Source organism: Flavobacterium circumlabens (assembly GCF_004345565.1).
Lineage (GTDB): Bacteria > Bacteroidota > Bacteroidia > Flavobacteriales > Flavobacteriaceae > Flavobacterium > Flavobacterium circumlabens.
In genome coordinates this window covers 149,911-169,173 of sequence record NZ_SLWA01000001.1, presented here as the reverse complement: position 1 = coordinate 169,173, position 19,263 = coordinate 149,911, and the positions used below count along the sequence as shown (strand labels likewise).

At 36.2% G+C, this 19,263-nt stretch carries 22 protein-coding genes; 12 read left to right on the top strand and 10 right to left on the bottom strand.

What is annotated here, in order from left to right; translation table 11 throughout:
* Window positions 1–12: 12 nt before the first annotated feature.
* The 6 genes from pnuC to EV142_RS00710 all read left to right on the top strand — a co-directional run bounded on the left by pnuC (window position 13) and on the right by EV142_RS00710 (window position 6,351).
* Entirely contained in the window at window positions 13–636 is a 624-nt protein-coding gene (gene pnuC / locus EV142_RS00735; protein WP_132031756.1) for a nicotinamide riboside transporter PnuC, read from the top strand.
* Window positions 597–2,711: a DUF4301 family protein gene (locus EV142_RS00730; protein ID WP_132031754.1), complete on the top strand. Its 2,115-nt coding sequence runs from the start codon at window positions 597–599 to the stop codon at window positions 2,709–2,711. Before pnuC ends, EV142_RS00730 begins: the two co-directional genes overlap by 40 nt.
* On the top strand, window positions 2,711–3,115 hold the full coding sequence (arfB, locus tag EV142_RS00725) for an alternative ribosome rescue aminoacyl-tRNA hydrolase ArfB (protein WP_132031752.1): 405 nt from the start codon (window positions 2,711–2,713) through the stop codon (window positions 3,113–3,115). Before EV142_RS00730 ends, arfB begins: the two co-directional genes overlap by 1 nt.
* A 131-nt stretch (window positions 3,116–3,246) precedes the next feature.
* Window positions 3,247–3,489, top strand: a complete 243-nt coding sequence (locus EV142_RS00720; protein ID WP_132031750.1) for a type II toxin-antitoxin system ParD family antitoxin — start codon at window positions 3,247–3,249, stop codon at window positions 3,487–3,489.
* A complete protein-coding gene (locus tag EV142_RS00715; RefSeq protein ID WP_132031748.1) occupies window positions 3,489–3,782 on the top strand; it encodes a type II toxin-antitoxin system RelE/ParE family toxin in 294 nt (97 codons plus the stop codon). Before EV142_RS00720 ends, EV142_RS00715 begins: the two co-directional genes overlap by 1 nt.
* A 379-nt stretch (window positions 3,783–4,161) precedes the next feature.
* Entirely contained in the window at window positions 4,162–6,351 is a 2,190-nt protein-coding gene (locus EV142_RS00710) for a TonB-dependent receptor (protein WP_132031746.1), read from the top strand.
* Window positions 6,352–6,403: 52 nt separating this feature from the next.
* Here EV142_RS00710 and EV142_RS00705 read toward each other — a convergent pair whose 3' ends face one another.
* A complete protein-coding gene (locus EV142_RS00705; protein ID WP_132031744.1) occupies window positions 6,404–6,817 on the bottom strand; it encodes a Rieske (2Fe-2S) protein in 414 nt (137 codons plus the stop codon).
* A 155-nt stretch (window positions 6,818–6,972) separates the two neighbouring features.
* On the opposite strand from EV142_RS00705, the gene greA reads away from it, so the two are divergent.
* Together greA and EV142_RS00695 are read left to right on the top strand one after the other, a co-directional pair.
* Window positions 6,973–7,449, top strand: a complete 477-nt coding sequence (gene greA / locus EV142_RS00700) for a transcription elongation factor GreA (RefSeq protein ID WP_056190394.1) — start codon at window positions 6,973–6,975, stop codon at window positions 7,447–7,449.
* A 52-nt stretch (window positions 7,450–7,501) separates the two neighbouring features.
* On the top strand, window positions 7,502–7,891 hold the full coding sequence (locus tag EV142_RS00695; RefSeq protein ID WP_132031742.1) for an HIT family protein: 390 nt from the start codon (window positions 7,502–7,504) through the stop codon (window positions 7,889–7,891).
* A 34-nt stretch (window positions 7,892–7,925) separates the two neighbouring features.
* Here the strand turns inward: EV142_RS00695 and EV142_RS00690 are convergent, their stop codons facing one another.
* Window positions 7,926–9,083 carry a sensor histidine kinase gene (locus tag EV142_RS00690; protein ID WP_132031740.1) on the bottom strand — a complete coding sequence of 386 codons (1,158 nt, stop codon included), beginning with the start codon at window positions 9,081–9,083 and terminating at the stop codon, window positions 7,926–7,928.
* Window positions 9,084–9,241: 158 nt separating this feature from the next.
* On the opposite strand from EV142_RS00690, the gene EV142_RS00685 reads away from it, so the two are divergent.
* From EV142_RS00685 to EV142_RS00670, 4 genes are all read left to right on the top strand, one after another.
* Complete coding sequence (locus tag EV142_RS00685) at window positions 9,242–10,117, top strand: flavin reductase family protein (protein ID WP_132031738.1); 876 nt, start codon at window positions 9,242–9,244, stop codon at window positions 10,115–10,117.
* Between the two features lie 30 nt (window positions 10,118–10,147).
* Complete coding sequence (locus EV142_RS00680; protein WP_132031736.1) at window positions 10,148–10,519, top strand: DUF3127 domain-containing protein; 372 nt, start codon at window positions 10,148–10,150, stop codon at window positions 10,517–10,519.
* 182 nt (window positions 10,520–10,701) lie between these two features.
* Window positions 10,702–11,340 (top strand): leucyl/phenylalanyl-tRNA--protein transferase, encoded by a 639-nt coding sequence (gene aat / locus EV142_RS00675; protein WP_132031734.1) that lies wholly within the window; start codon window positions 10,702–10,704, stop codon window positions 11,338–11,340.
* 1 nt (window position 11,341) lies between these two features.
* A complete protein-coding gene (locus tag EV142_RS00670) occupies window positions 11,342–12,136 on the top strand; it encodes an MOSC domain-containing protein (protein WP_132031731.1) in 795 nt (264 codons plus the stop codon).
* Here the strand turns inward: EV142_RS00670 and EV142_RS00665 are convergent.
* The 8 genes from EV142_RS00665 to thiC all read right to left on the bottom strand — a co-directional run bounded on the left by EV142_RS00665 (window position 12,133) and on the right by thiC (window position 19,163).
* On the bottom strand, window positions 12,133–12,843 hold the full coding sequence (locus EV142_RS00665) for a HesA/MoeB/ThiF family protein (protein WP_132031729.1): 711 nt from the start codon (window positions 12,841–12,843) through the stop codon (window positions 12,133–12,135). The two genes, EV142_RS00670 and EV142_RS00665, sit on opposite strands and share 4 nt — an antisense overlap.
* Before the next feature lie 60 nt (window positions 12,844–12,903).
* Window positions 12,904–14,031, bottom strand: coding sequence for a 2-iminoacetate synthase ThiH (gene thiH, locus EV142_RS00660; protein ID WP_132031728.1), 1,128 nt, complete (start codon window positions 14,029–14,031; stop codon window positions 12,904–12,906).
* 43 nt (window positions 14,032–14,074) lie between these two features.
* A complete protein-coding gene (locus EV142_RS00655) occupies window positions 14,075–14,452 on the bottom strand; it encodes a GxxExxY protein (RefSeq protein ID WP_132031726.1) in 378 nt (125 codons plus the stop codon).
* A gap of 151 nt (window positions 14,453–14,603) precedes the next feature.
* Window positions 14,604–15,380: a thiazole synthase gene (locus tag EV142_RS00650; protein WP_132031724.1), complete on the bottom strand. Its 777-nt coding sequence runs from the start codon at window positions 15,378–15,380 to the stop codon at window positions 14,604–14,606.
* Window positions 15,361–15,999 carry a thiamine phosphate synthase gene (locus EV142_RS00645; protein WP_132031722.1) on the bottom strand — a complete coding sequence of 213 codons (639 nt, stop codon included), beginning with the start codon at window positions 15,997–15,999 and terminating at the stop codon, window positions 15,361–15,363. The genes EV142_RS00650 and EV142_RS00645 overlap by 20 nt, the downstream gene beginning before the upstream one ends.
* The gene (locus EV142_RS00640) at window positions 15,989–16,744 is read right to left on the bottom strand and encodes a hydroxymethylpyrimidine/phosphomethylpyrimidine kinase (protein ID WP_132031720.1); all 756 of its coding nucleotides are present in this window, start codon (window positions 16,742–16,744) and stop codon (window positions 15,989–15,991) included. The genes EV142_RS00645 and EV142_RS00640 overlap by 11 nt, the downstream gene beginning before the upstream one ends.
* Window positions 16,711–17,301 (bottom strand): thiamine phosphate synthase, encoded by a 591-nt coding sequence (locus EV142_RS00635; protein ID WP_132031718.1) that lies wholly within the window; start codon window positions 17,299–17,301, stop codon window positions 16,711–16,713. The genes EV142_RS00640 and EV142_RS00635 overlap by 34 nt, the downstream gene beginning before the upstream one ends.
* A 38-nt stretch (window positions 17,302–17,339) precedes the next feature.
* Window positions 17,340–19,163 (bottom strand): phosphomethylpyrimidine synthase ThiC, encoded by a 1,824-nt coding sequence (gene thiC / locus EV142_RS00630; protein WP_132031716.1) that lies wholly within the window; start codon window positions 19,161–19,163, stop codon window positions 17,340–17,342.
* Window positions 19,164–19,263: the final 100 nt, after the last annotated feature.

Here is a 19,263-nt window from a genome sequence, read left to right as displayed (position 1 = left end):
TAACCTGCTATAATGATTGATTTTTTTCTCGACAGTTATAAAAATGCTCCTTTATGGCATATTGCTCTGGAGTTTCTGGTTTTTGTCTGCGGAATTTTAAGTGTCTGGTTTGCGAAGAAAGAAAATATTTGGGTATATCCAACCGGTTTAGTTGCTACGGTAATTTCGGTGTACCTTTTATACATTGCCGGATATATTGGTGATATGATTATAAATGCATATTTTTCTATCATGAGTATTTACGGCTGGTATGTTTGGGCAAAAGGCGGAACAGTTGAAGAAAACCTGCCTATTACACGAACTAATTTTAATGAAAAAATAATCGGGATTATACTGTTCTTTGTAACTGTTTTTGTAGTCTTCGGGATTTATAAATATTTTGATTACGAAATCAAAAACGACAATTATGTTGATATGATTTCGTCAGGAATATTTTTTGCAGGAATGTGGTACATGGCCAGAAAAAAAATCGAAAACTGGACACTTTGGATTATTGGTGATATTATTGTAGTGCCTCTTTACGCTTATCGTGGGCTGGGGATGCTGTCACTACAGTATTTAATTTTTACAATTTTGGCTATTTCAGCTTATTTAGAATGGAGAAAAATCTTAGACAGCAAAAAACAGCTATCATAAAAATTGCTTTGTTTGGCCCTGAAAGTACAGGTAAAACAACATTGGCAAAACAACTTGCAGCATATTACGAAACCGAATGGGTTCCGGAATTTGCGCGTGATTATTTGCAGGAAAAATGGGAAGAGAATCAGCATATATGTGTAGTTGATGATATGATGCCGATTGCTTACGGACAGGTTGCATTAGAAAATCAAAAACTTTCTTCGGCAAAGAAATATTTGTTTTGTGATACCAATCTCATGGTCACCAAAGTTTTTTCCGAAATGTATTACGGGCTTTGCGATCCGCTTCTGAACGAAGCTGCACTTGAACATGATTATGATTTGTTTTTTCTTACCGATATAGATGTGCCCTGGGAAAAAGATGATATCAGAGATACTCCTGACGGAAGGGAAACGGTGTTTTCCGTCTTTAAACAAACCTTAATCAATGCCAAAAAGCCATTCATTACCCTGTCGGGAAATAAAGAAAATCGTTTGGCAAAGGCAACCGCTATTATCAATACTCTTACGATAGCCAAAGAAAAAGGTTTCTCATCTGCCGATTTTGTTGAGATTTATGAACATGGAATTCCTTTTGAAAAAATAGTAAAACAATTAGAGATTTTTAAAAATGGAATTGCAAAGAGTAATTTAATAAGTCCGGCAACTATTAACAACGGAATTTTAAGCCTGACAGAAAGCGATTTTGAACAAAAAGCTGCTTTTTTTGATCTTCAGAAGGAAAGTTTAAAACTGAAGAAATTTGTTCCGGCTTCGGGAGCTGCCAGCAGAATGTTTAAGTTTTTAACTGCTTTTCTGAACGATTTCGATATTCAGACAGAAACTATCAATGCCTATATCAATAGAAAAAAAGACAGCAATTTGTCTATTTTCATTGTAGCGATGGATAAATTTCCGTTTTTTGAAGCTTTAGATAAAAAACTCAGAGAAGTATATCCTGATTTTGAAACTCTGGATAGGGATTATAAAAATTACTATTTTATAAAATTGCTTTTATCACCTGATTCCTTTGACTTTGCAAACAAGCCAAAAGCAGTTTTGCCATTTCATCAGTATAAAACGCATATTGCCATTCCGATTGAAGAGCATTTAAACGAATGTGTGCATTACGCTACGGCAAATCAAATTTCGAATTTGCATTTTACCGTATCGGAAGCGCATCAAAGCCTGTTTGAAAAAGCCGTTGAGGTTGTTAAAGAAAAAGTAGAAAAGGATTCCGGTACGCTGATAAATATCGGTTACTCCTATCAAAATAAAAGCACAGATTCCATCACTGTTGATGCTAAAAATAAAATTGTACGAGATAAAGAAGAATCATTGATTTTCAGACCTGGCGGACATGGTGCCTTGATTGAAAATTTAAATGAACTGGATGCGGATATTATCTTTATAAAAAATATTGACAATGTAATTCAGAATCATATTGATAAAATTACGCTCTATAAAAAAGCTTTAGCCGGGATTTTAATCGAAATTCAGAAAAAAATCTTCGGTTACATGAACGCCATTGAAAGGCAGGAAATCCAGGAAGATCATATCGACGAGATTGTTCGTTTTTTGACTAAAAAGCTTAATATTCAAATGACTAAAGATTTTAATAAGTTTACTTTCGAGAATAAAATTATTAAAATTAAAGGACTATTGAACAGGCCAATCAGAGTTTGCGGCATGGTTAAAAATGAAGGAGAGCCAGGTGGAGGACCGTTTTGGGTGATGAATGAGAAAGGGAAAATTTCGCTTCAGATTGTAGAAACATCGCAAGTCGATTTAACTAATCAAAAGCAACTCGGAATCTTATCGGCAGCTACACATTTTAATCCGGTAGATTTAGTTTGCGGAATAAAGAATTATAAAAACACAAAATTCGATCTGAATGAATTTGTTGACTCCAAAGCAGGTTTTATCGTAGAAAAAAGTGTTGACGGAAAAACGGTAAAGAGTTATGAATTACCGGGATTATGGAATGGTGCAATGGCAAATTGGCTAACTATTTTTGTAGCGGTTCCGCTGATAACTTTTAATCCTGTAAAGACAGTAAACGATTTGTTAAAACCAGCACATCAGCCACAATAATGGATACCGAAAAAATCATATCAGAATTAAGTTTTAAGGCCGTTAGAAGCAGTGGAGCAGGAGGGCAAAATGTAAACAAAGTATCTTCAAAAGTGGTATTGACTTTTGATCTGAATACTTCTCAGGCTTTATCTGACGAGGAAAAATTGCTTTTACTAACCAATATTTCATCACGCTTAACTTCTGAAAATATCTTAATTTTAAATTGTGACGAAGACAGAAGTCAGATTAAAAACAAAGATATTGTTGTAAAACGTTTTCTGGAAATCATCAAAAAAGGATTATTTGTTCCAAAAATTCGTAAAGCAACCAAGATCCCAAAATCGGTGATTAAAAAACGAATCAAGGACAAAAAGAATATTTCTGAGATAAAACAATCCCGCAGAAAACCTGATTTAGATTAGTTTTCGTAGTTATCATTTATGATTACAAATAAGTGTTTGCTTGTATAGACTTAGGTTTGATTTCCAAAACTTTGCGTTAAAAAATGGCAGAGTTACCAAAAAATGGTAACTTTATCAAAAAAATCAATTTTATGGGAAAGAACACATCCATATCTTTAGGCAATCATTTCGAAAGTTTTATTGAATCGAGTGTCTCCGAAGGTAGATTCAATAATGCAAGTGAAGTAATAAGAGCCGGACTTAGACTTTTAGAAGAAGAAGAAACTCGTGTAACGGCTTTGAGAAATGCGATACACGACGGATTTGAAAGCGGAAGGGCAGTAAATTTTGATCCGGAAAAACATTTAAAACATTTAAAAGCCAGAAATAAATAATGGCTGAATTTTTTCTAACAAACAAAGCTGTTGAAGATTTAACCGATATTTGGGATTATACTGTCGAAACCTGGTCTGAAAATCAAGCGGAGCATTACTATCTTTTGCTTATAGATTCTTGCAAAGAGTTAGCTGAAAAACCAGCAAGAGGAAAATCGTACGATACAGTTGAGAAAAATGTTTTCGGGTATAAAACAGGTCAGCATATTATTTTCTACAGAATACTTTCAGAGAATGAAATAGAAATTGCAAGGATTCTTCACGGTATGATGGATTTAAAAAGTAAAATCTGAGAAGGCACAAAAAAAAATACTTAACATATTGCTAGTAATTGTTGCAGAAAGTAGGGTTTTCAAAATTCCTCAATATATACAAGCTATCCAAACTATAGAATTCTTGTTGCTTTTTTCTGATTGATATTGATTTTTGTAATTGCCTTTTGTAATTTGTAATTTTCATTTTTTGGAGTTTAACTTTTTAACACTACATTTGCCTCGTCTCAAAGGGGTGCTCTAAATAACGAGCTGAGATCATACCCAAAGAACCTGAGCGAGTAATGTCGCTAAGGGAAAAAACGACAAATTTTAGCGTGTATACTTTACTTTGTCGTGAAACAATTTTATTAATTTAACAAAAAGAATAATTCCCCCTTTTATTCGTAATTTTTTACGGATGAAATCTATTATTAAAAGTACTGAGGTACTAAGTTACAAAGGTTCTAAGGTTCAAAATGTAGCCGGAACCAAATCTATTTTCTATTTTCTATTTTCTGTTTTCACAACTCTTTTTTCTTTTGCGCAGGAACAAGATTCAACCAAAGTCAACAAGCTTGATGATGTGTTAGTTTCAGCTGTTCGTGTTACTACAAAAACACCGGTTTCCTTTAGTAATATGGACAAAAAGGAAATTAAATTCAGAAATCTGGGTCAGGATATTCCAATTCTTATGAATTATTTACCGTCGGTAGTTACAACTTCTGATGCCGGAAATGGTATGGGATATACCGGGATACGCGTACGTGGAAGCGATGCTACAAGGGTTAATGTTACGATTAATGGAATTCCGTACAATGATGCAGAAAGTCAGGGTACGTTTTGGGTAAATATGCCTGATTTTGCTTCTTCAGTCGAGAGCCTTCAATTACAGCGTGGTGTTGGGACTTCAACTAACGGATCCGGAGCTTTTGGGGCGAGTTTAAACATGTTGACCGATAATTACGCTTCTAAACCTACCGGTGAAATTTCAAATTCTTACGGGAGTTTCAATTCCCGTAAACATACCGTAAAGTTTAGTACAGGTTTGTTAAACGATCATTTTGAAATTGCCGGACGGTTGTCTGCATTAAAATCTGATGGCTATGTTGACCGGGCAAGTTCTGATTTAAAATCCTATTTCCTGCAGGCCACCTATGTAGGTAAAAACACTTTGATTAAAGCCTTGGTTTTTGGAGGAACAGAAAAAACATACCAGTCCTGGAACGGAATTGATGCCGAAACATTAAACGATAACCGCACTTACAATTCGGCAGGAAAGTTTACCGATGAGGCTGGCAATATTCGATTTTATGATAACGAAACGGATAACTACAAACAAGATCATTACCAATTGCATTGGAGCGAATCGTTTTCTGATAAATGGAGTACGAATCTGGCTCTGCATTATACAAAGGGGCTTGGCTATTACGAAAATTATAAATTTGATGAACCTGTTGAAGGCTATGGAGCAATCCTGCCGACTAAAATGGTTGAAAATAGTAATGGAGAATTGGTTCCGGGAACCGATTTAATTCGTCAGAAATGGCTGGACAATGATTTTTACGGAACGACTTTCTCTGTAAAATATAAAGATGAAAAACTGGATGTTATTTTTGGCGGAGGCTGGAATAAATATGAAGGAGATCATTTCGGAAAAGTAATCTGGGCCAGAAATGCTTCACAAACAGAGCTGGGAGATCATTATTATGACGATTTTTCAACAAAGACAGATGGGAATATTTTCGCAAAGGCAAATTATCAATTCACCGAAAAATTAAGTTTCTACGGAGATTTACAATACAGAAGGGTAACGTATAAAGCGAATAGTTATGAAACAGGTATTGTAGATGATGCATTTAATTTCTTTAATCCAAAAGCAGGATTAAATTATGAAATCAACAAAAAAAACACTTTATATTTCTCTTACGCAAGAGCCAATCGTGAACCAAACAGAACAGATTACGAAGGAGGGAATGTAAAACCGGAGAAATTAAACGATTTTGAATTAGGCTGGAGGTTCAATTCCGAGAAATTTCAATTGAATTCGAATTTCTACTATATGGGCTACAAAGATCAGTTGATTCTAACAGGAAGATTAGACGATGTTGGTTCTCCGATTCGTTCTAATAGCGAAAAAAGCTATCGTTTAGGTCTTGAAGTTGATGCTACAATTGTGCTTTCGGAAAAAATAATACTGCGTCCTAACTTTACTTTAAGCAATAATAAAAATGTAGATCTGGCTGTTGAAGGGCAGAATTACGGAACAAAAGACATCGCTTATTCTCCGTCGGTTATTGCGGGAAATATTATTGTCTATAGTCCGATTGAGAGCTTGCATCTTTCCTTATTGCAGAAATTTGTCGGGGAACAATACATGAATAATATCGAATTACCGGAAGCTAAACTGGCTGATTATTTTGTAAATGATTTGAATGTATCTTATGAAATAAAACCAAAAACAGTATTCAAATCCATTATGGTAACGGGTTTGCTAAATAACTTTTTAGACAAACAATATGTTTCAAACGGAGCCATGTATGATGTGTATCCGTACTATTACCCTCAGGCCGGAATTAATTTCCTTCTGGGATTGACGTTGAAATTCTAATATATTCTAAAATAAAAAAGCCTGAAAATTTAAAACTTTCAGGCTTTTTTTATTAGTTATAAACGCGAATTACCAATCCGGCAACGTCTACTTTATATTGTTTTAGCGGATATTCTTTTCCTCCGAGACCGGTAAATAAACTATATTCTGTTTTATCACAGGAACAAACAGCATTAATGCCTTTAATTGTCATTGCAACGCAGGAAGATAATTCCTGATTTGGACATGCTGCATCGAAAGCAGTATAACCACTGCCGGTATTAAAAATAATAATCCCTTTTGCTCCAAAACCAGATACGATAACGCCATTGCTTGCATATTTAAGATCTGAATAAGCGGGCAGACTCATATTTACAGATAAATTTACAGTATAATTGGGTATGTAAGGATTATTATTACTACGTTCCTTATCGCTACAAGATAAAAACAGCGAAGTTAATACGATGAAGAGCCAGATTTTTTTCATTATTTTAATATGAATTAGTGAAACAAAATTAAATTATTTAGATTTGAATTCTATATGATTAACATATAATTATGTACTATAAAAAATAATAGTATATTTGTAATAAGAAATCCCGTCCTGATGGGATTTTTTGTATTTATATAAACGATGAAGTTATGAGTAAAGTATCTTATTATACAGCAGAAGGATTAAAAAAATTAAAAGATGAGTTGGAGCATTTAAAAAGTGTAATGCGTCCAAAGGCATCTCAGGATATAGCGGAAGCAAGAGACAAAGGTGATTTATCTGAAAATGCAGAATATGATGCAGCTAAAGAAGCTCAGGGATTATTAGAAATGAGAATTGCTAAGATGGAAGAAGTATATTCAAACGCCAGATTAATAGACGAATCACAATTAGATGTTTCTAAAGCATTGGTACTTTCGAATGTTAAAATCAAGAACCAAAGCAACGGAATGGAAATGAAATATACATTGGTTGCAGAAAGTGAAGCAGATCTTAAAACCGGAAAAATCTCGGTAACGTCTCCTATTGGGAAAGGTTTACTGGGGAAATCGGTTGGAGAAGTAGCTGAAATCACGGTGCCAAACGGAGTTTTGAAATTCGAAATCCTTGAAATTTCAAGGGACTAAGTCATTGCGAGGAACCAAGCAATCTCACTATTAAGATTTTTAAAAATAAACCATGTCAACAATATTTACCAAAATAGTCAACGGAGAAATCCCGGCATATAAAATCGCTGAAGACGATAATTATCTTGCTTTTTTAGACGTAAATCCAAATGCAAAAGGGCATACGCTTTGTATTCCAAAACAGGAAATCAATAAGATTTTTGATATGGATGACGAACTTTATTTGGGGTTAATGCAATTTTCTAAGAAAATAGCAATTGCTTTAGAAAAAACAGTTCCCTGCAAAAGAGTCGGAATGGCTGTTGTAGGTCTGGAAGTTCCTCATGCACACGTACATTTAATTCCGTTGAATGAAATGGATGAAATGCGTTTTCAAAATAAAGTATCACTTTCTAAAGAAGAATTTGAAGCGCTGGCCAAAAGTATTCAGGCGAATTTATAATTCGTTTACAAACCTATTTCAAAGTGCAGTAAAATTATTTTTGCTGCACTTTTTTATTTAACTGAATCTGAAAAGTAGTGCCTTTTCCTATTTCAGAATGCAAAACTTTTATCTTTCCGTTATGGTATTCCTCCACAATTCTTTTCGTTAGCGAAAGTCCGAGTCCCCAGCCGCGTTTTTTGGTGGTGTAACCGGGCTCAAAGATGGTTTTGAACTGATTCTTCGGAATTCCCGTACCCGAATCTTTTACAATGATTTTTATATGGTGTGTATCCTGTTCAATCTTAAGGTCCAGGGTGCCTTTTCCTTTCATGGCATCAATTGCATTTTTCACCAGATTCTCTATGGTCCAGCTGTGTAATATTGGATTGATCATCACAAAAATCGCTTCTTTCGGAACATGATGCGAAAAAGCAACCTGTTTAGAAAAACGGGATTGTAAATACTCATAACTATTCAAGGTCTCGGTAACGATATCATGAAGCTCCAGTACCGGAACAGATCCGATTTTCGAAAAACGATCCGTAATGGTCTGCAGGCGGTCCACATCTTTTTCGATCTCTACAGTGATCGACTGATCGATTTCCTCCGTTTTTAAAATTTCAATCCAGCCAATTAACGAAGACAACGGAGTACCGATCTGATGTGCGGTTTCTTTTGCCATTCCCGCCCAAAGTTTATTTTGAATCGCCATTTTGGTGCTTTTGTAAAAATTATAGATCAAAGCGCCAAACAAAAAGATAATCAGCAATAAAGCAATCGGATAATATTTAAGTTTATTCAGTAAGGCCGAATTGCCATAATACAGTTTCTGATATTTTCCGGGAGCGTATTCAAAAACGATTGGTTCGTTTTCGTTTTGCAGGCTGTTCAAAAAAGACAGTGATTTTTTTTCGTCCAGTAAGATGGCTTCAGGAACATTCCGAGCCGTTAGAATCTTGTCGTACATCGTCAGGATTACCGGAATAGAAGTGTTATTGCTGGAAATCTGAAGTGGAAGTTCCAGATCCGTATTCTCATCAGCGTTAATTAAAGCAATCTGTGCGTTCGCCAGTAACTTCATTTTTATCCTTTCTTCATTTTTGAAAATTTGAAAAAAGGTATAAGTATTCCAGAGAATCAGGGAAATGATTAAAAAGGAGATGCTGATAATAACCCAACGGGTAGTATTTCTTCGGTCAGAAAAAAACATATCTTAAATTTTGAGGTATAAATATAACGAAATAAACACATTTAATATTTCGTGAGCTGCGAAAGATTTTTGTTTTTAAGTCTAAAACTATTTCTTAGTCAGTAACGATTTCTATACTTTTGTAGTTACCGAAAAGAGATTCGGTTAAAAAGGAAAATATGATCAGCATTAACCCAAAAGAAATTCCGACCGCAAAATTGCATGGTTATCTGCAGAGTGCCGTCGGACCGAGACCTATTGCTTTTGCAAGTACAATTAATGCAAAAGGAATTCCGAATTTGTCACCGTTCAGTTTCTTTAATGTGTTTAGTGCCAATCCGCCAATCCTGATTTTTTCGCCTGCACGACGCGTCCGGGACAATACGGTCAAACATACTCTGATCAATGCCGAAGCGACCCGTGAAGTAGTAATCAATGTGGTTAATTATGATTTGGTACAGCAGACTTCTTTAGCCAGTACCGAATACGGAGAGGGTGTAAATGAATTTATCAAGGCAGGTTTAACACAAATCCCTTCAGATCTGGTAAAGCCTTATCGCGTAAAAGAATCTCCGGTACAATTTGAGTGTAAAATCACGCAGATTATTCCGTTGGGAACCGAAGGAGGAGCTGGAAACCTTATTCTTTGCGAAGTCGTAAAAATCCACATTCACGAGGCTGTTCTGGATGAAAATGGAGCCATCGACCAACATAAAATTGATTTGGTTTCGAGATTGGGAAATAATTGGTATTCAAGGTCAAACCTGGGACTTTTTGAAGTGCCAAAACCACTTACAACCTTAGGGGTTGGAGTAGACGTGATTCCGAATTTTATCAGGGAAAGTCACGTTTTTGACGGAAATGATCTCGGAAAACTAGGAAATATTGAGGCCTTGCCTACAAAGGAAGAAGTTAGTATATTTGTGAAAGAAAATTTTTCAGTCAAAGGAGTTCTAAGCTCCGATGATCAGGAAAAAATACATTTAGAGGCCAAGAAGTATCTCAACAATGATGATATTGTATCCGCCTGGAAAGTGCTTTTAGCAAAAAAATAAGAAAAGAATCAATAATTAATATAAACGAAGATGGAAGTTACAGGAAAAGTAAAAGTGGTTAACCCGGAGCAACAAGTTAGTGCCTCATTCAAAAAAAGAGAATTAGTTGTTACTACTGATGAACAATATCCACAACATATTTTAATCGAATTTACACAAGATAAATGCGATTTGTTAAGTAGCTATAAGCAAGGAGAGGCAGTAAAAGTTTCTATCAATTTAAGAGGAAGAGAATGGGTTAATCCACAAGGAGAAACCAGATATTTCAATAGTATTCAAGGTTGGAGAATTGAAAGAGCAGGTGCTGAAGCTCCTTCACAAGCTCCGCCAATGCCTGCTGCAGAAGCTTTTGCTCCGGCTACAAACGTAAACGACGACGAACCGGATGATTTGCCGTTCTAAAAGTTTAAATTACAAAAATTATAAATTCCAAATTCCAAATCAATAACGTATTTGGAATTTGGAATTTTGTTTTTGCATATAGTTTGTGTCATTTCGACCGAAGGGAGAAATCACATAAAAGTTGGAATTTGGAATTTCAATATTGGAACTTCCCTTTTAATTTTATTGGAATTTTTTTTAAAATGTATTATTTATCCAAAGAGTTGTTTTTTCCTCCAGTTTCAGAAACCGATGAAGAAGGAATTCTAGCTATTGGCGGCGATTTGAGTCCGGAACGTTTGCAATTAGCATACAAAAGCGGTATTTTTCCGTGGTTTAACGAAGGAGAGCCCATTCTTTGGTGGTCACCGGATCCCAGAATGGTTTTGTTTTTGGATGAATTGAATGTGTCCAAAAGCATGCGGAATATTTTGAATAGAAATCAGTTTAAAGTTAGCTTTAATCAAAATTTCAAGGAGGTGATTTCGAATTGCCAGAAAATAAAACGGAGCGATCAGGACGGAACGTGGATTTCCAATGAAATGATTGAGGCATACTGCAAGCTTCACGAAAGCGGAATCGCAAAATCGGTTGAGGTTTGGCAGGACGAAGTTTTAGTTGGAGGTTTGTACGGAATTGATCTGGGAAATGTTTTCTGCGGAGAAAGTATGTTCTCAAAAGTATCCAATGCCTCAAAAGTAGCTTTTATTGCTTTGGTTGAGTATTTAAGAAAAAATAATTATAAACTTTTGGATTGTCAGGTTTATAATCCGCATTTGGAAAGTTTAGGCTGTTGCGAAATTGACCGCTCAGCATTTATGTCTATTTTAAAAAGTGAGTAAGATGAGTACAATTCATGTGGTAAAAGAAATTTATATTTATCCGGTAAAAAGCCTGGCCGGAATTAGCTGCCAGGAAGCTCTGGCAGAAGAAATGGGTTTCGAAAACGATCGAAGATGGATGTTACTTGATGCTGAAAATCAAATGATAACACAACGGGAACACCGGATCATGAGCCAGTTTTATCCGCAGATTTCAGATGGAAAAATCAGCATTGTTTTTCGGGACCATAAACATGAATTTTCAATAGACGAGCATTTAAGCATTCCAATCGAAACGACGGTCTGGGAGGATAAAAGCGAAGTTGTTGAAGTGAATAAAACAACTTCAGAATGGTTTAGCAAACATTTAGGTTTTGAGTGTAAGTTGGTCAAAATCATGAAAATTGGAGGCCGTAAACATGAAAGCTCAAGGCTCAAAGAAATCTTCAACGTTAGCCTTGCGGATGGCTATCCTTATTTATTGGTGGGATCAGAAAGCCTGGATTTTTTAAATGAAAAATTAAAAGATAAAATCACTGTTTTAAGATTTCGCCCGAACATTGTCATCACATCGAAAAAGGCTCATGAAGAAGATGACTTTGATACTTTTAAAATCGGAGAAGTTCAATTTAAAAATGTAAAACCCTGCGGAAGATGTATTATGGTCAATAACGATCCGCAGAATGGAAATCTGAAAAAGGAACCTTTAAAAACTTTAAGCACATATAGAAAAGTAGAAAATTCAGTTTTCTTCGGAACTAATATTGTAAGTTTAAATTCAGGAATTATAAGGGTTGGTGATCCAATTGTTTTTTAGAAATTCAATTTGGTAAAACTCCAGTTTAAGGTATTAAAAAGTACCAATTCATTTTTTAAAGAAGGTAATTCCAGGATTACTTTTAAAGTTTCGTGTGCCATCATAGTACCGATAATTCCAGGTAAAGTTCCCAGAACTCCGTTCATATTACAATTTGAAACATCTTTGGGATCGGGCATTTCAGGAAACAAATCACGTAAATTTTTGCTTCCGTTATGATTGAAAACAGCAAGTTGTCCTTCAAATTTTAAAATGCTTCCGTATACCAGTGTTTTCTTTAAACTAACACAAGTATCGTTCACTAAATAACGGGTTTTGAAATTATCGGAACCATCAATAATAATGTCATAATACTGAATAAGCTCAGAGGCGTTTTCCGGAGTTATTTTCTCTTCAATAGCGATAACCTGAATTAACGGATTTAGTTTCTCCAACACTTTTTTGGCAGTCGAAGCTTTGGGCAGACCAATCTCATTTTCGGTATATAAAATCTGACGGTGAAGATTATGAATTTCGATGGTGTCAAAATCTACGATACCTATTGTTCCGACTCCTGCGGTTGATAAATATTGTAAAACCGGACAGCCCAATCCGCCCGCACCAATAACCAATACTCTTGCTTTTTTGATTTTGCCCTGTCCTTCATCTCCAATTTCAGGAAGTATAGTTTGTCTGTTGTAGCGTAAAAATTCTTGTATAATGCTCATTTTAAAGGGAAATGTGGGGTTGTGAAAAGTGAGATGTGAAATGTGAAAAGTTAGATGTATCTAAATTTTGATAGAGGGATTAAATGTTCGGTCCCAATCTTTCCAGACGGGTTCGTAACCGGAATTTTTGATGATTTCCGCGATTTCTTTGGCGGAACGTTCATCACTGATTTCAAATTGTTCCAGTGATTGCGGATCAACTACATAACCACCCGGATTCGTTTTAGAACCGGCACTCATACTCGTTGTCCCAATCGGAATAATATTATTTCTGAATTTTTCGTTTTCACGTGTAGAAATTGAAATCTCCAGATCTTCATTCCACAAACGGTACGCACAGATCAGCTGTGTTAAATCTTTATCATCCATAATAAAATTAGGTTCGATAATGCCTTCGGCGGGACGTAATCTCGGAAATGAAACGGAATATTTGGTTTGCCAGTATTTCTTCTGAAGGTAGTCGATATGTAAGGCATTAAAAAAACTATCCGTTCGCCAGTCTTCCAGCCCTAACAAAACACCCAAGCCCATTTTGTGAATCCCAGCGGTTCCTATTCTGTCGGGAGTTTCCAGACGAAAATCAAAATTTGATTTTTTGCCTTTGGTATGGTACTTTTTATACACTTCCTGATGATAGGTTTCCTGATAAACCAAAATCGAATAAACACCCGCTTCATGCAGACGCTCGTATTCTTCTGTTGAAAGGGGCTGAACTTCTGCCGAAATAATCGAAAATTGTTCTTTGATCTGGGCAATTGCATTCAGGAAATAATTAATATTAACGGTATAGTTAGCCTCGCCCGTAACCAGTAAAACATGGTCAAAACCCGCTGCTTTTAAAGCTTGGGTTTCCAGCTTAATTTCTTCGTCAGAGAGCGTTTTTCGCTTGATTTTATTATCGAGACTAAAGCCACAATAGGTACAGATGTTCTGGCATTCATTGCTTAAATACAAAGGCGCATACATCTGAATTGTTTTACCAAAGCGTTTCTTCGTCAGCTCGTGGCACTCTTGGGCCATTCGTTCCAGATAAGGTTGTGCCGCGGGTGAAATCAAAGCTAAAAAATCATCCAGATTCCGTTTGTTTTTTGCCAAAGAAAGTTCTACCTCTTTTGATGAGGTTTGATATATTTTAGATTGAATGGAATCCCAGTCATACTGGCCAAAAACCGATTTAAATGTTTTCATTGGGCTTGTTTTTTTTTCTCGCAGATTTGGCAGATTGAGCAGATTAAATTTTGTTTACTACTCGATGTTTATTGTCTAGAATATTGATACAATTAAAATTGACTAATAATCCCAATTTTTTATTTGTTAGTTTTAAATAAGTATTTAATTGTTTAAAATGAAGAGATTTTAATTCTTCAACTGATTTCAACTCAACAATTACTTTGTTCTCAACTAGTAAATCCAATCGGAAGCTAATATCTAATTCTACATCAGCATATCTAACGGGTAAATTAATTTGTTTAGTTGTGCTTAATCCATCTTTATTTAATTGATAATATAGAGCGTTTTCGTAAACTGATTCTAATAGTCCAGGGCCTAATGTGTTGTATACTGTAAAAATAGCTCCTCTTACTTTATATGAAATTTCATTTTCTGACATAATTATGATTTGAATTTTTAAATCAAATATAACGAAATTTCTTACTTTTTTATTTGAAAATGTTTTCTCGCAGATTTGGCAGATTTATTTGAATTTAAACGTGTCAAAAATAATCTGCGCAATCTGCCAAATCTACGAGAGAGACCAAAAATCAGTCATATAAAAAAGACGTCAAAGGACTAGAAGCAATGGCATGATTTTGTTGATTTGCAAGTTTAGCCTCAAAAGCCTTTCTCCCGGCGATTACAGCTTCTTTAAAAGCTTCCGCCATTAACTTCGGATTTCCGGCGACAGCAATTGCTGTATTGACCAAAACAGCATCAGCACCTAATTCCATTGCTTTTGCAGCATCAGACGGAGAGCCAATTCCCGCATCAATAATGACAGGAACATTGCTTTGCTCGATGATTATTTCGAGGAAATCGATAGTTTTGAGTCCTTTATTACTGCCAATTGGAGACCCTAAAGGCATTACGGCTGCAGTTCCGGCGTTTTCTAAATGTTTGCACAAAACAGGATCGGCATGAATGTAGGGAAGAACAATGAAACCTAGTTTTGCTAATTCTTCTGTTGCTTTTAAAGTTTCAATTGCATCCGGCATGAGGTATTTGGGATCCGGATGTATTTCAAGTTTCAACCAGTTTGTTTCTAATGCTTCGCGGGCTAATTGAGCGGCAAAAATGGCTTCTTTGGCGTTTCTTGCGCCCGATGTGTTGGGTAACAGATTAATTCCCAGATGTTTCAAATGTGCTAAAATAGCATCCGTTTCGGTTTCTAAATCAATTCGTTTTAAGGCAACCGTTACCAATTCGCTTTGAGAAGCCAAAATTGCTTCTTCCATTTCTAAATTAGAACCAAACTTTCCGGTTCCTAAAAACAGGCGTGAGGTTAAGGTTTTATCACCAATTTTAAATGACGACGTTTGCATATAATTTTTCGTTTAATTGTTGAATGAGTTTTTCTTTCTGATCAGTTTTGGTAAGTATTCCGGAAACAGCAATTCCATGGAGTCCAATTTCCATCAGTTGATCGATATCTTCAGAGGTCACTCCGCCAATGGCATAAACCGGAATGTCAAGGTGGTTTTCTTTTAATTTTTGAAGAATTGCATGATACCCTTCAAAACCTAAAATCGGACTTAATTTTTCTTTTGTTGTTGTAAAGCGCAGTGGCCCTAATCCAATATAATCACAACCATTTTCAATATGATTTTGAATATCGTCGAATGTATTGGCAGTAGCCCCGATTATTTTGGTATTTCCCAGAATGGCTCTCGCTTCTTCAATTTTAGTATCAAGGAGACCTAAATGCACACCATCTGCGGCAATTTGCTGTGCCAGATATACATTGTCGTTTACAATGAAGCTAGCAAGGTATTCTTCACATAAAAATTTTACTGCTTCCGCTAATGCAAAACAGTTTTTAGCGCTTTGATTTTTGAAACGCATCTGAATCCAGTCGCAGCCACTGTCCAGTGCGTCATGAATATTGTACAACTGCTTTTCAATTGTATTTCCCTGCGAAATGTATTGTAGTTTATGGTACATAATGATAGCCAATTAAAGTTGGTGTTGAACTCAGGTATTTTTCTATGTAAATTTTAGCGTTTTTACAAGCCTCTTCGTGGGTCTGATTTAAGGCAAGATTTGAGGCAATTGCTGCCGATAGCACACAGCCTGAACCATGTTTTTCGAAGCATTTTTTTTCAGAAGGCAGTAATGCTATTATTTCATCTTTCAGAAACAGATAATCGGTTCCGGTTTTCGCTTCGTTATGTCCTCCTTTTACTAAAACAGCTGTTGGTATTTCGTTTTTATTCTGAAAATCTTCCGATAAAAAGTCCGGAAATAATAGCGCTGCTTCCTTGTAATTGGGTGTAATCAGATCAATTTGGGATAAGATTTTATAAAGATTCAAATCAGCTGTGATTTTAAGGAACTCAAATTGAGTTGTTGATTTTAAAACCGGGTCCCAGACAATTTTTGTGGTTGAAGAGGCAAGTTTTATGGCTGAAACAATTCGGCTTAAATAATTTAAATCCGGAGTAATTCCGATTTTCACGGCTTTGATTTTATAGTTTTGAAATAAGGTCTCCACAGACCGGATAACAAAACTTAAATCAGTCCATTGAATGTCATAAAACTGATTTTCGGTCTGAAGTGTATTCGCTGTCGAAATGGCAAAACCGCTGACCTGATGCTGCTCGAAAGTTTTAATATCAGCTAAAACTCCTGCACCACCGGTCGGGTCAAAACCTGCTATAGAGAGTGCGTATGGACGATTTTCTGGCATAATTTAAATTGGGTTACAGGATTTTTATGATTCCAGATCGCTCCTAAAAGGGCAATGTCATCAAAGCCGTTTTTAAGTACTTTTTGAATGTTTTCTGGATGAATTCCACCTAAGGCAACAATTTTTGTTTTGAAATTTGTTCTTGATTTCAAAGCTTCAAAAAGATCAGTTTCGGATGCATAATTTTGTTTCGAAATACTTTTAAAAACAGGACTTAAAAAAGCATATTCAAAATTCGGATTCAATGCATTAAAAGCTTCAATTGAATGCACAGAAGTTGAAATTATTTTGTTCTCTGATGAAATTTCCGAAGCCTTTTTTCTTTCTTTTTCGGAAAAATGAATCCTGTCAATTCCAAAATCTGCTGCAATTTGATGGTGATTGTGTAATACCAATTTAGATCTGAACTCCTGTTTGATCTGATGAATGAATTTTGCCATTTCAATTTCAGAAAATTCAGGTTTTCGAACATGAAATAGACCTAATCCTTCCTCAAAAAGAGAATGGATCAGGTTGATTTCATTTGCAATAGCAGAAGGATTGGTAATAACAATCATAGCCTGATTTTTTTCTTTAATCTTTACTGTTTTCTTTCTCAGATATAAATCTCTTTCCCCTGCTCAATAAACTCTTCTGATTTTTCCTGCATACCTTTTTCGGCAGCAGCAACGTCACGGATTTCCTGAGAGATTTTCATGGAGCAGAATTTCGGACCGCACATCGAGCAGAAATGTGCAATTTTAGCACCCTCGGCCGGAAGTGTTTCATCGTGAAATTCTCTTGCCGTATCCGGATCCAGCGATAAATTAAACTGATCTTCCCAACGGAATTCAAAACGGGCTTTACTTAAAGCATTATCACGATACTGAGCACCCGGATGTCCTTTGGCAAGGTCTGCGGCATGTGCCGAAATTTTATAGGTGATGACACCGTCTTTTACATCTTTTTTATTGGGCAGGCCTAAATGCTCTTTTGGAGTCACGTAACAAAGCATTGCACAGCCGTACCATCCAATCATAGCTGCTCCGATTGCAGAGGTAATATGATCGTATCCCGGCGCAATATCTGTTGTTAACGGGCCGAGTGTGTAAAACGGAGCTTCATTACAATGTTCTAATTGTTTGTCCATATTTTCTTTAATCATGTGCATGGGCACGTGACCCGGACCTTCTATGAAAACCTGTACATCATGTTTCCAGGCAATCTTAGCTAATTCTCCAAGTGTTTCCAATTCCGCAAATTGCGCAGCATCATTGGCATCGGCAATAGAACCCGGACGCAAACCGTCTCCAAGGGAAAAAGCGACATCGTATTGTTTCATGATTTCGCAGATTTCCTCAAAATGGGTGTATAAAAAATTCTCTTTATGATGAAACAGACACCACTTTGCCATAATCGATCCTCCGCGGGAAACAATTCCGGTAACGCGATCGGCAGTTAAGTGAATGTAACGCAATAAAACGCCGGCATGAATCGTGAAATAAGAAACGCCTTGTTCTGCCTGTTCGATTAAGGTATCGCGGAAAACTTCCCAGGTTAAATCTTCGGCGATGCCTTTTACTTTTTCCAAAGCCTGATAAATGGGCACCGTTCCGATGGGTACGGGGGAGTTGCGGATAATCCATTCTCTGGTTTCATGAATGTTTTTTCCTGTCGATAAATCCATGATGGTGTCTGCTCCCCAACGGCAGGCCCAAACGGCTTTTTCGACCTCTTCTTCGATGCTTGAGGTCACAGCGCTATTGCCAATGTTCGCATTTATTTTTACAAGGAAATTGCGGCCCACAATCATGGGTTCGCTTTCAGGGTGATTGATATTATTTGGAATAATAGCGCGTCCGATAGCCACTTCACTGCGGACAAATTCCGGCGTAATTTTACTTTTGGGTGTATTTGCTCCAAAACTATGACCTGCATGCTGGCATTGCATGGCTTTGGTTTGTTCGTTTAAAAGTTCAATTCGCTGATTTTCTCGAATTGCAATATATTCCATTTCAGGAGTAATAATTCCTTGTTTGGCATAATAAAGCTGGGTGACATTAGCCCCTTTTTTTGCTCTTTTTGGCTGATGCAGGTATTCGAATCTTAAATGATCAAGATTCTCATCTTTTAAACGCATTTGCCCGTAATCGGAAGTTATTTCAGATAAAATTTCTACATCTTTTCGGTCTAAAATCCATTCTTCTCTTAATCGGGGCAACCCTTTTCGAATGTCGATTGTGATGTTTGGATCTGTGTAAGCACCCGATGTGTCGTAAATAGTTACAGGCGGATTTTTTTCTGTCCCGCCGTTTGAAAGCCTTGTGTCGCTTAAAATTACTTCACGCATTGCCACTTTTATCGGATGTATTTCTCCGCTGATGTATATTTTTTGAGAATTTGGAAAGGGTGTTCTGGATATTTGTTCTTCGTTAGTCATAGCTTTTTTATGTAAGAGGTGTGTTGTGAAATGTGAAAGGATTTGTTATAAAGTAAAATTGGAATTTAGAATTTATCCTAAACCCTCAAGATTGGAATTT

What these genes read in the sequence shown, in the direction of transcription:
- EV142_RS00680 (WP_132031736.1), top strand. Translation starts at nt 10,148, where the DNA reads ATGGAAGTTACAGGAAAAGTAAAAGTGGTTAACCCGGAGCAACAAGTT.
- EV142_RS00635 (WP_132031718.1), bottom strand. Translation starts at nt 17,301, where the DNA reads ATGATTGTTATTACCAATCCTTCTGCTATTGCAAATGAAATCAACCTG.
- aat (WP_132031734.1), top strand. Translation starts at nt 10,702, where the DNA reads ATGTATTATTTATCCAAAGAGTTGTTTTTTCCTCCAGTTTCAGAAACC.
- arfB (WP_132031752.1), top strand. Translation starts at nt 2,711, where the DNA reads ATGGATACCGAAAAAATCATATCAGAATTAAGTTTTAAGGCCGTTAGA.
- greA (WP_056190394.1), top strand. Translation starts at nt 6,973, where the DNA reads ATGAGTAAAGTATCTTATTATACAGCAGAAGGATTAAAAAAATTAAAA.
- EV142_RS00720 (WP_132031750.1), top strand. Translation starts at nt 3,247, where the DNA reads ATGGGAAAGAACACATCCATATCTTTAGGCAATCATTTCGAAAGTTTT.
- EV142_RS00690 (WP_132031740.1), bottom strand. Translation starts at nt 9,083, where the DNA reads ATGTTTTTTTCTGACCGAAGAAATACTACCCGTTGGGTTATTATCAGC.
- EV142_RS00670 (WP_132031731.1), top strand. Translation starts at nt 11,342, where the DNA reads ATGAGTACAATTCATGTGGTAAAAGAAATTTATATTTATCCGGTAAAA.
- EV142_RS00665 (WP_132031729.1), bottom strand. Translation starts at nt 12,843, where the DNA reads ATGAGCATTATACAAGAATTTTTACGCTACAACAGACAAACTATACTT.
- EV142_RS00640 (WP_132031720.1), bottom strand. Translation starts at nt 16,744, where the DNA reads ATGCCAGAAAATCGTCCATACGCACTCTCTATAGCAGGTTTTGACCCG.
- EV142_RS00730 (WP_132031754.1), top strand. Translation starts at nt 597, where the DNA reads ATGGAGAAAAATCTTAGACAGCAAAAAACAGCTATCATAAAAATTGCT.
- pnuC (WP_132031756.1), top strand. Translation starts at nt 13, where the DNA reads ATGATTGATTTTTTTCTCGACAGTTATAAAAATGCTCCTTTATGGCAT.
- EV142_RS00655 (WP_132031726.1), bottom strand. Translation starts at nt 14,452, where the DNA reads ATGTCAGAAAATGAAATTTCATATAAAGTAAGAGGAGCTATTTTTACA.
- EV142_RS00685 (WP_132031738.1), top strand. Translation starts at nt 9,242, where the DNA reads ATGATCAGCATTAACCCAAAAGAAATTCCGACCGCAAAATTGCATGGT.
- thiC (WP_132031716.1), bottom strand. Translation starts at nt 19,163, where the DNA reads ATGACTAACGAAGAACAAATATCCAGAACACCCTTTCCAAATTCTCAA.
- EV142_RS00715 (WP_132031748.1), top strand. Translation starts at nt 3,489, where the DNA reads ATGGCTGAATTTTTTCTAACAAACAAAGCTGTTGAAGATTTAACCGAT.
- EV142_RS00710 (WP_132031746.1), top strand. Translation starts at nt 4,162, where the DNA reads ATGAAATCTATTATTAAAAGTACTGAGGTACTAAGTTACAAAGGTTCT.
- EV142_RS00650 (WP_132031724.1), bottom strand. Translation starts at nt 15,380, where the DNA reads ATGCAAACGTCGTCATTTAAAATTGGTGATAAAACCTTAACCTCACGC.
- EV142_RS00695 (WP_132031742.1), top strand. Translation starts at nt 7,502, where the DNA reads ATGTCAACAATATTTACCAAAATAGTCAACGGAGAAATCCCGGCATAT.
- thiH (WP_132031728.1), bottom strand. Translation starts at nt 14,031, where the DNA reads ATGAAAACATTTAAATCGGTTTTTGGCCAGTATGACTGGGATTCCATT.
- EV142_RS00705 (WP_132031744.1), bottom strand. Translation starts at nt 6,817, where the DNA reads ATGAAAAAAATCTGGCTCTTCATCGTATTAACTTCGCTGTTTTTATCT.
- EV142_RS00645 (WP_132031722.1), bottom strand. Translation starts at nt 15,999, where the DNA reads ATGTACCATAAACTACAATACATTTCGCAGGGAAATACAATTGAAAAG.